Annotated in this window: 2 protein-coding genes; one reads left to right on the forward strand and one right to left on the reverse strand. The window is 59.6% G+C overall.

All coding sequences use genetic code 11. The annotated features are described in order from the left end of the window. Nucleotides 1–59: 59 nt before the first annotated feature. Complete coding sequence (locus ACW9JC_RS30230; RefSeq protein WP_457459644.1) at nt 60–914, reverse strand: LysR family transcriptional regulator; 855 nt, start codon at nt 912–914, stop codon at nt 60–62. A gap of 89 nt (nt 915–1003) precedes the next feature. Here ACW9JC_RS30230 and ACW9JC_RS30235 point away from each other — a divergent pair, with 89 nt between their 5' ends. Then, the gene (locus ACW9JC_RS30235; RefSeq protein WP_457459646.1) at nt 1004–1441 is read left to right on the forward strand and encodes a multidrug/biocide efflux PACE transporter; all 438 of its coding nucleotides are present in this window, start codon (nt 1004–1006) and stop codon (nt 1439–1441) included. Nucleotides 1442–1489 lie beyond the last annotated feature (48 nt).

Raw genomic sequence — 1489 nt, forward strand, 5'->3', positions numbered from 1 at the left:
GTTCACCACCGACCACTGTGGGAGCGGGCTTGCCCGCGATGAGGCCAGTAGCTTCACCACTATTCCAGCATCTTCCCCAACAACCAACTCCCCGCCGGCCCCGGCGGATTCTGCCTCGACCACAGCGCATCCACCGACACTGTTTTCGGCCAGCCGCGCACTTGCAGCTCCTGCAAAGTGCCCGGCCCAAAACGCGCCACCAGCCAGCGTGGCAACGGCGTCCAGCCAAAACCACCCTGGGCCATTTCCAGCAGCATCAAATAACTCGGCGCCGACCAGACGCGGCCCTTCGCCCGGCTCTCATACGGATTGACGATGGTTGCCAGGCGCAATTCGCGGTGTTGTTGCAGCGCGTCTTGGTCGATGTGTTTCAACGTGGCCAACGGATGTTCGGGCGACACGAACAGCGCGATTTCCGTGCGTTCGTCCACCGTCGAATTGACCAGGTCCGGCGGATAACTGTCCTGCATTTCGGCGAAGGCAATCTGCGCCCGACCGCTTTGCACCAACGCCACCAGATCGTCGCATTCGGCGATCAGGCATTCGAGTTCGAGGTCCGGGTAACGCTGTTCGAACGCACTGAGTGAGGCTTCGAAACGGTCGGATTGATAGGTGTCGGAAAGCGCCACGGTGAGCTTCGCCTCCACCCCTTGCGACAGTTGGCTGGCGGTCATTTCCAGACGGCTGGTGGCCGCCAGAATCTCTTCCGCCCGTTGCAGCACCACATGCCCGGCCGGGGTCAGGCCGGGTTTACGGCTGCTGCGGTCGAACAGCGTCAGGTTCAGGTCGATTTCCAGGCTGGCCACCGCCGCGCTGATGGTCGACTGACTGCGGCCCAACTTGCGCGCCGCAGCGGAAAACGAACCTTGGGTGGCGGCTTCGACAAACGCCAGCAGCACTTCATGAGAGGCCATGAACTATCGCCTTGATCGATGGTTATTGGTTATGAAGTATCGGTGTGATGACAGATCATGGCAACCACAGTCACTCAGGGAGTCAGGCCATGAGCGCCAACAAATCCATCACTGAACGTATTTTCCAGGCCATTGGTTTCGAATTGCTGGCCATTCTGATCTGTACGCCGTTGCTGGCCTGGATCATGGACAAACCGATGCTGGAAATGGGCGTCGTCACCATGGTCATTGCCGTACTGGCGCTGGCCTGGAACGTAGTCTTCAACGGGTTGTTCGACCGGGTGCTCAAACGCTTGGCCATTGCACACAACGCTTGGGTCCGCGTGGTGCACGCGCTGTTGTTCGAAGGCGGACTGGTTGCCCTCGGTGTGCCGTTGATTGCGTGGTGGTTGAATGTCAGCCTGTGGCAGGCGTTCCTGCTGGATATCGGCGTGCTGCTGTTTTTCCTGCCGTACACCTACGTTTATCACTGGGTGTATGACGTGGTGCGGGAGCGAGTGCTGATGCGCCAGACCTGCGTGCAGTAAAACAAAAAGATCGCAGCCTGCGGCAGCTCCTACAAACTGGATGCACCC

The sequence above is a fragment of the Pseudomonas sp. SDO5591_S426 genome, assembly GCF_054070755.1.